Source organism: Salinimicrobium maris (assembly GCF_049680855.1).
In the GTDB taxonomy this organism is placed as follows: domain Bacteria; phylum Bacteroidota; class Bacteroidia; order Flavobacteriales; family Flavobacteriaceae; genus Salinimicrobium.
Genome location: NZ_JBMPGS010000001.1, coordinates 573654 through 588947, shown reverse-complemented (window position 1 = coordinate 588947; position 15294 = coordinate 573654). Strand labels below are relative to the sequence as shown.

Genomic DNA, 15294 nt, shown 5'->3' with positions numbered 1-15294 from the left:
AACTCTTGAAACAGAAAATTCATTCCTGGTTCTTATTTCACCATTTTAAGTTAAATTTACCCAAAAGAAACCCCTTGCGCATCCTTTTTCTTCTCCTTCTGCTTATTCCTTTAACTGCGGTGAGCCAGGAGCTGCCACCGGTGATAAACTTTGATGCAAATGCATACAAGGCCGGCAACCAGAATTGGATGATTACCCAGGCCCAAAATAAGAATATTTATGTGGCAAACGGCACAGGAGTTTTAGAGTACACCGGCGCAGAATGGAACCTGTATCCCATGGCGAACAAAACTGTTGTTCGCTCTGTAAAAGCCGTGGGGAACCGGATATATTCCGGAGCTTATATGGAAATGGGCTACTGGGAAGAAAATGGTTTTGGTTCTCTCACTTATACAAGCCTTTTACCGAAATTTCCTAATGGTGTTAGAGATGGAGAACAGTTCTGGAACATTGAAATTATTGATGAAACTGTCATTTTTCAAAGTTTTGAAGCTATTTACGCCTATAACATCGATCAAGCTGAAGTAAAAGAAGTCTTTTCCCAACCCAGTAACATAATTGGGATCTTTAAAGTAGATGATGAACTTTATTTCCAGGTTCTGGGAGATGGTCTTTATAAAATTGACAACGGCCAGCCGCAGCTGGTCATTGAAGATGAGAGGATCCAGTATTCTGAACTACCACTCATTTACAAGGAGGAGGGGAATTTACAACTTGTCACCCAATCTGGAAATTTTTACCGCTGGGATGGCGAGAACCTCGTGTCAATTTTTGGCGATTTTAGTGAAGCCATTAGCGATCTCAGTATTTTCTCTGCTTTACATCTTAACGGTGGTTCCCTGATGATTGGAACTGTTGAAAATGGCATTTTTCAGGTGAATTCCAGCGGAGAAATTGTACTTCATTTTAATCAGAAGAACGGACTTCTGAACAACACTGTCCTTAGTCTTTTTCAGGATATGGATCAAAATATATGGGCCGGCCTGGACAACGGCCTTAGCGTAATCAATCTTAATTCTCCTTTCAGGATCTTTGAAGATAGCCAGGGGAGCATAGGTTCGGTCTACACTTCATTTCAGGGCGAAAATTACCTGTATCTGGGTACCAACCAGGGATTGTACTATCGAAAAAATGGAGAAAAGGACTTCCACCTTATGGAAGATACGAACGGCCAGGTGTGGAGTCTTCAAATGCTTGATGGAGTACTATTTTGCGGCCACAACAGGGGAACTTACATCATAGAAGGAGAAAATGCACGCCGGATTGTGGACCGCGCCGGGACGTGGACTGTAAAAAAGTACAAAAAAAATCCCGATTATTATGTACAGGGGCACTACAACGGAATAGGTCTGCTTAAGAAAGAGGAAGACGGTTCCTTTTTGGCACTACCACAGCTAATCGGATTTCCACATTCTTCCAATTCTATTGTGACCGAAGAAGATGGAGATATCTGGATCTCCAACGAGCACCGGGGGATTTTTCGGGTTCGGATAAATGCTCCCGAAAATGCCATTTTTGAAACAGAAAATTATCAGTTTTCTGATGTTTCGGGAATTACCTCCGGTTTATTTCAGTTCCAGGATAGCCTGTATTATTCTACTCTTGAAGTCATCTTCAAGTATGACGAAAATGAAAATAAGTTCGTAGAAAATACACGTTTAGGAGAAGTTATTGAAGAAACAGCACGTATCTCGGGAAAAATAGTTAGTGAAGGGAATGAAAAAATTTGGGGTTTTTCGGCCAATAGCATCTTTTCTGTCACCCCGGCGCTTCTCAGTAATGACTACAAAGTAAATTCTGTTTATCTGCCACAGGATCTCCGGAATATTACCCTGGGCTACGAAAACATTTCTTCCCTTGGCAACGACACCTACCTGTTGGGAGTGGCCAACGGTTACCTGGAATTCCAGAAGACCGAACGTGAGAATGTTCAGAAAGAAGTGAGAATCGACCAGGTTTATAAAGCAGCTTTAGATCAACAACCTCAGCCCGTGCTGCTGCAAGGAGAAGCTGCCTTTCATTATAAAACCAATAATTTTATTTTTGACTTCAGCATTCCTGAATACAAGAAATTTCTCGTTCCGGTTTACAGTTACAGGCTCCTGGGTCTAAGTGAACAATGGAGCGAATGGAATACAAGACACACCGCGGCTTTCGAAAACCTGCCATATGGCTCTTATGAATTTCAGGTAAGAGGAAAAATTGGTGAAGAAACAACTGGAACGAAAAGTTATATTTTTGAAATAAACCGACCATGGTACTTGAGCAATCTTGCTCTAATTAGTTACCTGGTCATCTTTCTACTTCTGCTTTTTCTGGTTCATCAGGCCTATAAAAGGCACCACAATAAACAGATTGAGAAAAATCAAAAAGAGTTGCGCATGAGAAATCTCGAAGCGGAACAAAAGATTATTAAACTTCAAAATGAACAGCTGGAAAAGGATGTAAAAAGCAAGAACAAGGAACTTGCAGTTTCCACCATGAGCCTTATTAAGAAAAATGAGTTTCTTACGAGCATCAAGCAAAAGCTCCAGGATTCGGAAAATTCCAAAGAGGTTAAATTGGTTATTGATACCATTGACAGGGATATTAATGAAGAAGATAACTGGAACTTCTTCAAAGAGGCATTTAATAATGCGGATAAGGACTTTTTCAAAAAAGTTAAACAACTGCATCCACAACTTACTTCGAATGATTTAAAACTCTGCGCCTATCTGCGGCTTAATCTATCCTCTAAAGAAATTGCACCCCTCCTTAATATTTCGGTTAAAAGTGTAGAAATTAAACGATATCGATTAAGAAAGAAGATGGATTTGCCCCGGGAAACAAATTTAACAGACTATATTCTTCAGATTTAAGCTATACAAAGAGCTCAAAAAACTCTACATTCCCTCTACAAGAACCTGATTTGCCTCATCTACAATGGATTATGAAGTACCTAAATTTTAAGGTATTTTTTATCAAATCCTTAATTACAGTCATTTTACAACCATTTTTTATTGTCTATTGATAAAATCTACCTCTGTATATTTTTTGTAAAGGTGGAAATTCGAAATCACTTAACATTCTATTAATACATTGTTCTCAGGTAAACTTTGCACTCATTGATTATACACAATCCGCAAACGTTTTCAAAAATCTATTCTGAAATGAACCTGCTAACGAATTTTAAAACTTTAATCTAAATCTAATCGTATGAAAGTTAAAAATTACTTGATACTCCTATTCCTTCTCGTGATTAGTAGTAGCTGGGCTCAAACCCAAACAATTTACGGTACTGTAGTGGATGATGCCGGCATTCCTCTACCTGGTGCCAACGTCATCCTCCAGGGAACCTCGACCGGTACCACAACAGATTTTGATGGTAATTTCTCTATTGAGGCTTCTGCAGGTGATATCCTGGTGGTTTCATTCTTAGGGTATGAATCAAAGGAAGTAGAGGTAGGAGAAGCTGAAAATGTCAGGATTACATTGACTATGGATGCTGCATCCCTGGAGGAAGTGGTCGTTGTTGGATATGGAACACAAAAGAAAAGTGTGGTAACAGGAGCCATCTCCAGTGTAAATGCTTCAGATCTTGAAACGCTCCCTATAAATACTGTAGGAGAAGCTTTACAAGGTCGTACCTCAGGATTAACAGTTGCTGCATCCAGTGGGCAGCCCGGTTCCGGTGCTACCATAAGGGTGCGCGGGATTACTACTTTAAACAATAACGACCCTTTATGGATTGTTGACGGAGTGGTAGTCGACAACGGCGGGATTAACTATTTAAATCAATCTGATATAGCTTCCATAGAAGTCTTAAAAGATGCAGCTTCCCAGGCCATATATGGGGCAAGGGCAGCCAGTGGGGTGATACTTGTAACTACAAAATCTGGTAAAGAAGGTAGGATGAAGCTTACTTACAATACCTATTTGGGATTTTCGGAACCGGCAGAGCATATTGATTTAACTAATGCTACCGAGTATGCAGCCTTGCGTAACGAAGCCAGCCTAAATGATGGTGGAGATATAATTTTTTCTAATCTAAGCTCATTGGGTGCGGGCACAGACTGGCAGGATGTTATTTTTAATGATTCAGCCTTTCGACAAAATCATGAGGTTAGCCTTAGCGGAGGCAGCGATGTCTCCAGCTTTTATTTCTCTTTTGGTTATCTTGAGGAAGAAGGTATTGTGGCAACAGATATTTCAAACTATGAACGTACTAACATACGTTTAAACTCTACACACGACATCACCTCATGGTTAACCTTCGGGGAAAATTTTGGATATTCAAGAAATAAAAGTGTTGGAATTGGAAATACCAATAGTGAATATGGTGGGCCGCTGAGTTCAGCCATTAATTTAGACCCTCTTACACCTGTAATCGTGACCGATCCTGAGAGGCTTGGACAGTTCCCGTACAACCAGGACCTTCCCTTTATTCGTGATGCCAATGGAAACCCTTACGGTATTTCACAAAATGTTGCTCAGGAGATTATAAACCCCCTGGCATATATCCAAACCCGTCTTGGGAACTTTGGCTACAGTGACAATTTTGTTGGAAATGCTTTTGTGGAGGCCGAGCCCATTGAAGGATTAGTATTCCGTTCCAACCTTGGTGTTAAATTATCTTATTGGGGTGACGAGGCATTTACGCCCATCAACTATTTAAATGCTTCTACAAGTACCGCCCAAACTTCTTATATGAGAAGTAGCAATAATAAACTTGATTATAATTTAGAGAATACCGTCTCTTATTCAGATCAAATTGGAGAACATGATTTTACCGTACTTTTAGGTCAGGGAGCATATAAAGAAAATGAAGCCAGAGGTTTAAGTGTTACCAAATATGGAATTCCTGTCGATAACTTTGATGATGCTTCCTTAAATTTCGATGTGCCTGAAGACGACATCGTTGCGAATGGAAATGAAAATGTACCACATAAAGTTGCATCTCTTTTTGGAAGAATCAACTACAACTATGGTGAAAAATACCTTTTTAGTGGGATCATTCGTAGAGATGGATCCTCACGGTTTGGTGCGAATAACAAGTACGGTATCTTTCCCTCAGCATCTGTAGGTTGGGTAGCTTCCAGAGAAAATTTCTGGGGTACAAATAATCCCGTCAGATTCTTTAAATTGAGAGGTAGCTATGGAGTTGTGGGTAATGATAATGTTGGAGATCTGGCTTTTCTTTCTACAATTGGCTCCGGAAGAAATTATGCTTTTGGAGATCAGGTGGGCAGCTACGATGTTGGTTACAGTCCCGAGGCACCGGCTAACCCAGATCTCAAGTGGGAAGAAACCAGCCAGCTAAACATTGGCTTTGAATCCCGCTTTTTCAATGGTTTTTCCCTGGAAGTGGACTGGTACAGAAAAGAAACCACAGACATCTTACTGTATCCAAGAATTCCTGCATTTGCAGGGGTAATAGGTAATCCGGCCCGAAATGTTGGAAATATGGAGAATACAGGGGTCGAAGTGAACTTTGGATATTCATTAAACCGAGAAGATTTTGGCTTTTCTGCGAATGCAAATGCCTCTTATCTACAAAATGAGGTGACCTTTTTAGGCGACGGCCAGGAATACCTCGATGGGGGTGAAGCATTTCAATCCAGTACTTTCCCTATTACCAGGACCGCTGTAGGGGAAGCAGTAAATTCTTTCTACGGTTTTAAAACATTAGGCATTTTCCAGACTCAGGAAGAAATCAATAATTACACAAATGCCGAGGGGCAGTTAATTCAGCCAAACGCTGTGCCCGGGGACTTTAGGTGGCAGGATACTGATGGAAACGGTTCTATTAATGAACAAGACCGGGTTTTTATTGGTGATCCAACACCAGACTGGTCGTATGGTATTACGGTAAATGCCTACTACAAGAACTTTGATTTCACCGTTTTTGGACAGGGTGTGGCCGGAAACCAAATATTCCAGGGCCTTCGCAGGCTTGATATCGCCAACGCGAATTATCCTGCCAAAGCTCTTGACAGATGGACAGGCCCGGGAACTTCAGATTCTTTTCCAAGAATGACAAATGATGATCCTAATAATAACTATAGCAATCCTTCCGACTTTTACCTGGAAGACGGAGATTATTTCAGAATTAAAACAGCTCAAATAGGATATAGCCTACCTGAAAGTGCTCTTTCTACAGTAGGATTTGAAAAAGTGAGGGTTTATGTAATGAGCGAGAACCTTTTCACCTTTACAAAATATTCCGGTTTTGACCCCGAAATTGGAGGTGGTGTATTAAGTATAGACAGAGGTATATATCCGCAGGCAAGATCTTTTATGCTTGGGGCATCAATTGGTTTTTAATTGTAAAAAATTTAAAAAGGTATTATTATGAAAAAAGTAATGAAATATATAGCAGCCGTTGTTTCGGCAGCTACTTTGATTGCGTGTAGTGATGATTTTCTGGAAGTTGAACCAAGAGGACAAAGCCTGGAATCAAACTACTATCGTAATGCAGAGGAAGCATACAACGGGTTAGTAGCAGCATATGATCCCGTAGGATGGATAGCAGGCAATTATGTAGCAAAAGAATTTGCCCTAAATGTTGCCTCAGATGATTTTTATGCAGGAGGAGGAAATTCTCAGGATGTTCCGGCTATTCAGGCATGGTCCAGCTATAGCTTAGATCCTGCCACAGGACCACAGGAAGAGTTGTGGAGAAGAAGTTATTCCGGAATATACAGAACAAACGTTCTTCTTTCCAAATTGCCAAATACGGAAATGGACGAGGAGCTAAGAAGCAGATTTGAAGCAGAGATGAAGTTTCTTAGAGCTTATTACTATTTTGATTTGATCAGGTTATTTGAAAGTGTTCCTTTATTCACTGAACCTGTTCCGGTTAGCGAGCTGGGGAATGCAGTACAGGTAGATCGTTCCGAAGTTTTTGCCCTTATAGAACAGGATCTGGTAGCAGCTATTCCTAATTTGCCTGCACAAGTAGATTTGGCAACTGAAGCCGGAAGGGCCACACAAGGTGCCGGGAAAGCTTTACTTGGAAAGGTCTATCTACATCTTGAAAGATTTGGAGAGGCTGCACAACAACTTCAGGATGTTAATGGAACCCCTGGTGAAACCAGCCAGTATGGTTATCGTCTTCTTGATAATTTCGGCGACCTTTTCCAGAATGAGAATCAGTTCAATGATGAATCCATTTTTGAGGTTATTCACACTTCTGCTTCCAACTGGGGCGACTGGGGATGTATTGGATGTACAGAAGGAAACTTGTTAAATCAAATGTCAGCTCCCCGTGGATATAATGTTCTTGAACAAGGCAGGGGTGCACCAGACTTCATTGCAGGCTGGGGTTTTAATATACCTACAGAAAAATTGGCTGATGCTTTTATCTACAGTGATGGCAGCTATGATAATCGATATAAATACACCATTAGCAATCTTGACAGTCTTGCCCAGGCAGGAGTTGTATCTTATGAAGAAAGCTATCAGGGCACGGGCTATTTTCTGAAGAAATTCGCCGGGGAACAGGAAGACCGTTCTACAGGCGGTGGTAACTTTGAGCTCAACTGGCCTCAAAATTTCTATGATATAAGATTAGCTGATACTTACCTCTTGGAAGCAGAAGCTTTAGTGAGAGGTGGCGGTGATTCCAACAGGGCCCAGGCACTTTTAGACGCCGTAAGAGAAAGGGTTGGAGAGGAATCTATCCCTGCAACTTTTGAGAATATCCTTAGAGAAAGAAGGTTGGAACTTGCGGGTGAAGGGCATCGCTGGTTTGATCTTCAGAGAGCAGGTTTAGCTGCTGAATATCTAGAATTTAAAGGATATGTGGAAGCAAAGCACGATAAGCTGCCAATTCCTTTACAGGATTTAAATAACACCCAGTTAGAACAAGATCCTGCTTATCAATAAATGGAATTATTCAACAGTAAATAAACAGTATGAAAAATATCTTTAGAATAATGATAGCCGTTTTTATTAGTACTGCTATAGTAAGCTGCGATAAGGACGATGATAGTTTGGGAGTAGATCTTGAAGGTTTGGCCGCTCCGTCCAATTTAGGAGCTAATTTCCAGATCACTCAGGACAACTCCGGGTTAGTTACGGTTATTCCAACCGGGGAAGGTGCAAACCTTTACCAGATCGATTTTGGAGACGGTTCCCCTGTTTCGACAGAAATTAAAGTGGGAGAGCAAATTGAACACGTTTACGCCGAAGGAGAGTATGAAGTAACTGTAACGGGTAAGAACATTGCAGGAAAAACTGCGCAGGGAATTCAATCGCTGACCGTTTCATTTTTACCTCCTGAAAACCTTGAGGCAACAATCACAAGAGATCCTGACGACAATTACACCATTTCGGTTTCTGCAACTGCAGATTATGCTGCGATGTATGAAGTCTATTTTGGGGAAGGTGATGACGAAGAGGCAACGCCATTAATGGCTGGAGAAACTGTTTCCTATACCTATTCAAACGTTGGCACCTACAATGTACGGGTGGTAGCCTTGAGCGGTGGTGCGGCAACAACCGAAATCACAGAGGAAATTGTCATTTCTGATCCGCTATTCCTGCCAATAACATTTGAATCTCCAACTCTCAACTACACATTCATCAACTTTGGTGGTGGTGATGACGCAGGAGCTCCAATTGTGGAAAATCCCGATCCTAGCGGATTGAATACCAGTGCTATGGTGGCTTCCTACACAAAACCTGAAGCTTCTGAAACCTGGGCAGGTACGCAGATCGTACTTGACGAGCCAATAGATTTCTCTTCTACACAATTTGTAAGTGTAGATATTTGGTCTCCAATAGCCGGTGCAGATGTCATTTTGAAGGTAGAGAACCGCGACAATGCAGATATTGCTGCAGAATTTACCGCAACTACCACGGTGAGTGAAGAATGGGAAACCTTACATTTTGACCTTAGCAGCATAGATCCTTCCCAGGAATACGGCCGCATCGTGTTGTTCTTTAACTTTAATGTACCTGGAACAGGCGAAACCTATTATTTTGATAACATCCAGACGACTCAGTTAGAATTTACGGAACTGCCTCTCACTTTTGAGTCAGAAAACCTAACCTATACATGGGGTGGATTTGGCGGAACCGCCGGAGGAGTGGTAGCAAACCCCGATCCTTCCGGAATCAATCCAAGCGCCAATGTCATTGAACTTAACGAAAGCAGCGGAGCAGAAACCTGGGCAGGAATGTCACTTAATCTGGATCAACCGCTGGATTTTTCAGATGGTACAACAGTTAAAATGAAAGTATGGTCTCCCGAAGCAGGAGTACCGGTTTTACTGAAGTTTGAAAATTCAGCATCAGTTCCCGAAGGCGGTGGAAACCCAACCATTTTTGTAGAGGTTATCCAAAACACCACCACTTCACAGGAATGGGAGGAATTAAGCTTTAATTTAAGCAGTTTTGAAGCCTTTGATCCTGCAGTGAACTATGACAGGGTAATTATATTCTATGACTTCGGAAATCCCGGAGAGGGGACTACTTCCTACTACGACGATATCAGGATAGGTGATACAGATTATATATCCCTTTTCAGCGACGTGGAAGAAAATGTCGTGGTAGATTCCTGGAGAACAAACTGGTCTATTTCAGATTATGAAGAAGTGACCTTCGATGGCAGACTGGCAAAACGTTACTACAATCTCAATTATGTAGGAATAGAAACCATTTCCAACCCCATTGATGCTTCAGAAATGACATATTTTCATACAGATTTCTATACTGAAGATGCGACTTCCTTTAGGGTGAAACTGGTTGATCTAGGGCCTGACGGCGTATATGGTGGCGGTGATGATACAGAACACGAAGTCGCTATAGAAAATCCTGCGCAAAACGAATGGGTAAGCCTACAAATCCCTCTTAACCAGTTTGAAAATCTTGCTGAAAGAGCACAAATTGGGCAGCTCATTTATTCAGCTTCACCTTCGGGAGCAGCGAATATGTATGTCACCAACGTATATTTTCATAAATAAAAAGCAAACCCATGAAAAGCACAATAAATTTTAAAAATATATTTTTCCTCTTTTTACTAAGTATACTCAGTGTTAGCTGCGCAGAGGAAGAATATGAGCTGGGAGAAATCACCGCCCCCACAAATCTGGATGTAAATGCGCAGGTGGTTGGGCAAAGTGAAGAAATGCCAAATGGAGACGGAAGCGGAAATGTGAATTTCACAGTAACTGCCGAAAATGCTATGACCTACAAGTTTATGTATGGGGATGGCTCTGAAGAGGTTTCCTACGACGGCACCACTACCCACTCCTACAGCCAAAACGGGATAAATGACTATGTTGTTACTGTTGTTGCATATGGTACAGCAGGCGCTTCTGCAAATACCACAACAGAAGTAACTGTATTCAGTGATTTCAGCGATCCTGAGACAGAGATCCTCCTTACCGGTGGTGACAGCAAAACCTGGTACGTTGCTGCGTCACAACCTGCTCATTTGGGTGTGGGGCCGGCTTCCGGTAGTGACATGGGCACTCCATCATACTACGCAGCAGCACCTTTTGAAAAAGCCGGAGAAGATATTAGTTCCTGCTTATACACCGATGAGCTTACCTTCAGTATGAATGGTGATAACATCGTTTATAACTATAACAATAACGGCCAAACCTTCTTTAATGCATCTTATTCGCCAGATTTTGGCGGGACAGGTGCCGAAGATGAATGCCTTGATTATGACGGTGGAGGAACCATAAACGTTTCTCTATCGCCTTCCAGCTCAGGCTTAACAGAAGGACAAACTACCGGTACTGCAATAAACTTTTCAGATGGTGGTTTTATGAGCTACTATATTGGAGCAAGTTCTTATGAGATCCTTTCAATTACTGAAACTACAATGCATGTGCGAGCCGTTATGGGGAACGATCCTGCATTGGCATGGTACGTAAAATTCTCAACTACTCCCCCGGGTGAAGAACCGGAGCCTGAAGAATTTGAAACCGAGTACACAGAACTTGTTTGGGAACAGGATTTTGAAAGTGGCTCTCTTGATACTGCTATCTGGAATTTTGAAACAGGTAATGGCGAAAACGGCTGGGGAAATCAGGAAAAGCAGTACTATACTCAAGAAAATGTCACAGTTGAGGATGGGAATCTTGTTATCACTGCAAGAGCGGAAGAAACCAGCGGATTTGACTATTCTTCTTCAAGGATTACTACTAAGGACAATTTTGAATTCACCTATGGGAGAGTGGAAGCCCGTGCAAAACTTCCCGAAGGCGCAGGTACATGGCCTGCGATCTGGATGCTAGGTTCAAATTATGCTGAAGTTGGCTGGCCAGAAAGTGGTGAAATAGATATCATGGAGCACGTGGGCAATGACCAGAACACAATTCACGGCACACTTCACTACCCCGGTAGATCTGCCGGAAATGCAGATGGTGGTACAATTTCAATAGAAAATGTGAGCAGTGAATTCCATACCTACTCTATGGAGTGGTCACCGGAAAGAATCGTCTTCCTAGTAGACGGCGAGGTCTACCACACCTATGTAAACACACCAGACTCTTCCTTTAACCACGATTTCTTCTTGATCCTGAACGTGGCGATGGGCGGAACTTTTGGAGGTGAAATAGACCCGGATTTTGATGAATCTTCACTTGTTGTAGATTATATTAAAGTATTCCAGTAACAGTTTTGAATTAGCCAGAATAATCCGGAGGAAAAATTTTCCTCCGGATTTTAATTAATGAAAAAATGAAAAAAATTAGTCCAATCCTCCTGTTCCTTTTTGGAAGTTTTATAATTCAGGCACAGGAATCCACTATTCCCAGTTCAGTCAAAAATGTGGAAAAAAAGGTAGATTCTGTTTTGAGCCTTATGACGCTGGAAGAAAAAGTAGGACAAATGGTCCAGTACAACGGAAGCTGGGACCTCACAGGACCTGCCTCCAATGTGGACAGTAAATACAAAGAAGAAAGGCTTAAAAACGGGCTTGTAGGTTCCATGCTAAACGTACTTTCTGTAGAAGCTACTCAGGAAGCCCAAAAGCTGGTCATGGAAAATTCCAGGTTAAAGATTCCTTTGATGTTTGGGTACGATGTGATTCATGGTTATAAAACCATGTTCCCGGTGCCGTTGGGGGAAACTGCAAGCTGGGATCTTGAAGCCATGGAAAAATCTGCTCGTATCGCTGCTCTTGAAAGTGCCGCACATGGCGTTAACTGGACGTTTTCTCCTATGATCGATATTTCAAGAGACGCCCGCTGGGGTCGCATTATGGAAAGTTCTGGGGAAGATACTTACCTCACTTCCAAAGTGGCTGTGGCAAAAGTTAAAGGATATCAAGGGAATGACCTTTCAGACCCCCAATCTATAGCAGCCACTGCCAAGCATTTCGCAGGTTATGGTTTTGCTGAAGCCGGGCGTGATTACAACACAGTTCACGTTGGTGAAAATGAACTTCACAATACCATTTTACCTCCTTTTAAAGCCGCTGCCGAAGCCGGTGTGGCCACAGTCATGAATTCATTTAATGATCTCGACGGAACTCCCGCAACAGGACACAAGATCCTTCAGCGGGATATCCTGAAAGGTGACTGGAACTGGGACGGATTCATAGTTTCTGACTGGGGATCAATTCCTGAAATGATCTATCACGGTTTTGCCCGTGATAAAAAACATGCCGGGGAGATTGCCGTAAAAGCAGGTAGTGATATGGACATGGAAGGAGGCGCTTATGAATCTGGATTAATAGAATTGGTTGAGGAAGGAAAAGTTTCAGAAGAAATCATTGACGATGCTGTAAGACGTATCCTAAGAGTCAAGTTCAAATTAGGCCTTTTTGAAGATCCATACAGGTATTCAAACCCTGATTTACTCTCCCAGGTTCCCTTTGATGAGCACCGTGAAATTGCCAGGGATATTGCAAGAAAATCCATTGTTCTTCTAAAGAACGAGAAGGATCTTTTACCTGTTCAAAATGATGTGAAAAGTATTGCTGTCATTGGGCCACTGGCAAATGACAAAGATACACCCATAGGTAACTGGAGAGCGCAGGGAGAAACAAATTCTGCAGTGTCACTTCTTGAAGGTATTAAAAATGCAGTTGGAGATGATGTGAAAGTAAACTATGCCCTTGGAACAACTCTTGGCCAGGGCGAAAGAAGTTTCCTGGCACCGCTGGAGATCAACACTACCGACAGATCTGGCTTTGCTGAAGCGATCGCAGCAGCCAAAAAAGCCGATCTTGTAATCATGGCTCTTGGAGAAGACGCATTCCAGTCGGGAGAAGGTAGAAGTCAGGTGAATATTGGACTTGCAGGACTTCAGCAGGAATTGCTGGAGGAAATCTACGCTGTGAACAAGAATATCGTTTTGGTACTTCAGAATGGAAGACCTTTGGAAATTTCCTGGTCTGCAGAAAATATTCCTGCCATCGTGGAAGCATGGCAGCTGGGAACAGAAAGCGGAAATGCCATTGCAGATGTGCTTTTTGGAAAGTACAATCCTTCAGGAAAACTGCCGGTTTCCTTCCCCAGAGCAGTGGGACAGGAACCGCTTTATTATAACCAGAAGAACACCGGAAGACCTTACAGTCCAGATTCTGTGACTTATTCCGCTTATACAGATGAAGAAAAAACTGCATTGTACCCGTTTGGCTACGGATTAAGTTATACCACTTTTGAATATGGTGATCTCAAACTTTCTTCCGAAGAAATGACTCCGGAAGGAAGTATACAGGTGACCATTCCTGTTACAAATACTGGAAAAATGGCGGGAAAAGAAGTCGTGCAGCTTTATTTGCGCGACCTCGTTGCCAGCACCACGCGCCCTGTAAAAGAATTGAAAGGATTTCAACTGGTTACCCTCGCCCCCGGGGAAACCGGTGAAATCTCTTTCAAAATTGACGAAGAAATGCTTCAGTTCTACAATGCCAATAAAGAATGGGCTTCAGAAGAAGGAGAATTTGAGGTGTTAATTGGAGGAAATTCCAGAGATTTGAAAAAAGGGAGTTTTACTTTAAATGAGTAGTATATGAAAAGCTTTAAAAATGCCATTTTCGCCAATCTTTTTTTTCTCGCTTGCTCCTCACCGGTTCTTGCGCAAGAAGTCATCTTTGAAGAAAACTTCGATGGAGATCAACTCAACATGCAACACTGGAGTTATGAAGAAGGTGACGGTTGCCCCAATCTTTGCGGTTGGGGAAACAACGAGCGCCAGGTGTACAACCGTAACTACGTGGCCGTAGAAGATGGAAATCTCGTGATCACCGCTGTAAAAGAAGGAGATGAATATTTCTCCGGAAAAGTAAATTCAAAGGACAAGGTTGAATTTCAATATGGAGTTATAGAAGTGCGGGCAAAAGTTGCCGATGGCCATGGAATTTGGCCTGCAATATGGATGCTTGGGCATGATATTAATGAAGTAGGCTGGCCGGCTTCAGGCGAAATCGACTTAATGGAATACGTCGGCAGAGAACCAAATACACTCTACTCGACGCTGCATTATCCTGCGCATCATGGCGAAAATGCCAGTTCCAAAAAAACACATGTAGAAGATATTGAGGAAGGTTTCCATGTCTACAAAACTGTTTGGAGTGAAAAAAATATTGAATATTATTATGATGGAGAGCTTGTTTATGATTTTGTTCCTGAAGAATATAATGACGAATATTATCCTTTCCAGAAACCTTTTTATTTTCTCCTGAACATGGCTGTTGGCGGAAATTTTGGTGGACCGGAAGTTGACGATTCCATCTTTCCGAAGAAATTTTACATTGATTATATAAAAGTCACCGAACTGCCAAAATAAATCCAGTTTGACAGGTTCAAAAAGAGCGTATTAAACCTGTTATCCAGCTTTTATAATAAAGGGTTTCAAAAATGTTATTTTTGAAACCCTTTATTTTTTAGTACCAGCATTTCCAATGTTTATGAAAACCCTGAAATTATTATCTTTACCTCAAAATGCAGTAAAATTTCTTCCTATGAAAAAGAATATCTCTCTTAATACCACTGTTTTAGCGCTTTGCCTAACAACAAGTTTATTTCTTACTTCCTGCAAGGATAAATCGGAAAATGCAGCTACAGAACCAACGCCTACCGCCGCTGAAACCATGATGGAAAATAATGGCGAAGCACAAACCGCGCAGGTAAATCCCGCGCATGGATTGCCGGGACACCGTTGTGACCTTCCGGTGGGAGCGCCATTAAATTCGGCTGCAAAAGTGCAGGAAACCCCTGCTCCTGCTCAATCCACTACTATTTCTCCAATTAGGGTAGACCAGACGCCAAAGGTGAATCCGCCGCATGGGGAGCCGGGACATGATTGTGCAGTACCGGTTGGTGCAGCATTAAAGCAATCGTAACATAA

General features: G+C 42.0%; 8 protein-coding genes. All 8 read left to right on the top strand.

From position 1 onward, the window contains the following. Positions 1-74 precede the first annotated feature (74 nt). The 8 genes from ACOV1Q_RS02845 to ACOV1Q_RS02810 all read left to right on the top strand — a co-directional run bounded on the left by ACOV1Q_RS02845 (position 75) and on the right by ACOV1Q_RS02810 (position 15289). The gene (locus ACOV1Q_RS02845) at positions 75-2858 is read left to right on the top strand and encodes a triple tyrosine motif-containing protein (RefSeq protein WP_424492927.1); all 2784 of its coding nucleotides are present in this window, start codon (positions 75-77) and stop codon (positions 2856-2858) included. 337 nt (positions 2859-3195) lie between these two features. Beyond that, positions 3196-6303, top strand: a complete 3108-nt coding sequence (locus ACOV1Q_RS02840) for a SusC/RagA family TonB-linked outer membrane protein (protein WP_424492926.1) — start codon at positions 3196-3198, stop codon at positions 6301-6303. 27 nt (positions 6304-6330) lie between these two features. After that, positions 6331-7866: a RagB/SusD family nutrient uptake outer membrane protein gene (locus ACOV1Q_RS02835; protein ID WP_424492925.1), complete on the top strand. Its 1536-nt coding sequence runs from the start codon at positions 6331-6333 to the stop codon at positions 7864-7866. A 29-nt stretch (positions 7867-7895) separates the two neighbouring features. Beyond that, a complete protein-coding gene (locus tag ACOV1Q_RS02830; RefSeq protein WP_424492924.1) occupies positions 7896-9947 on the top strand; it encodes a PKD domain-containing protein in 2052 nt (683 codons plus the stop codon). Positions 9948-9958: 11 nt separating this feature from the next. Further along, the gene (locus ACOV1Q_RS02825; RefSeq protein WP_424492923.1) at positions 9959-11611 is read left to right on the top strand and encodes a family 16 glycosylhydrolase; all 1653 of its coding nucleotides are present in this window, start codon (positions 9959-9961) and stop codon (positions 11609-11611) included. Between the two features lie 65 nt (positions 11612-11676). Further along, a complete protein-coding gene (gene bglX / locus ACOV1Q_RS02820) occupies positions 11677-13953 on the top strand; it encodes a beta-glucosidase BglX (RefSeq protein ID WP_424492922.1) in 2277 nt (758 codons plus the stop codon). 3 nt (positions 13954-13956) lie between these two features. Next, positions 13957-14733 (top strand): glycoside hydrolase family 16 protein, encoded by a 777-nt coding sequence (locus tag ACOV1Q_RS02815; protein WP_424492921.1) that lies wholly within the window; start codon positions 13957-13959, stop codon positions 14731-14733. Between the two features lie 175 nt (positions 14734-14908). Further along, entirely contained in the window at positions 14909-15289 is a 381-nt protein-coding gene (locus ACOV1Q_RS02810; protein WP_424492920.1) for a hypothetical protein, read from the top strand. The last annotated feature ends 5 nt before the right edge of the window (positions 15290-15294 follow it).